The sequence below is a fragment of the Vibrio sp. S12_S33 genome (assembly GCF_963889785.1).
GTDB classification, from domain to species: domain Bacteria; phylum Pseudomonadota; class Gammaproteobacteria; order Enterobacterales; family Vibrionaceae; genus Vibrio; species Vibrio aestuarianus.
The window spans coordinates 1-221 of record NZ_CAWPQZ010000459.1 but is presented as its reverse complement, the minus strand read 5'-3'; the positions used below and the strand labels follow the sequence as shown (position 1 = coordinate 221).

Annotated in this window: 1 rRNA gene; it reads left to right on the top strand. The window is 48.4% G+C overall.

Annotation, left to right across the window (positions count from 1 at the left end):
• Window positions 1-153 precede the first annotated feature (153 nt).
• A 5S ribosomal RNA gene (rrf, locus tag AACW06_RS20725) occupies window positions 154-221 on the top strand; the annotation flags it as partial.

The following is a 221-nucleotide window of genomic DNA, read 5'->3' as shown; positions in this document are numbered from 1 at the left end:
ATAGGTTGGGTGTGTAAGCGCTGCGAGGCGTTGAGCTAACCAATACTAATTGCCCGTGAGGCTTAACCATACAACACCGAAGGGGTTTTGTGGGCTCAATAGAAGAACATTGAATGTGAAGAACGAAGACAGCTTTCCGAATTTAAGAATTTGCTTGGCGACCATAGCGTTGCGGACCCACCTGACTCCATGCCGAACTCAGAAGTGAAACGCAATAGCGC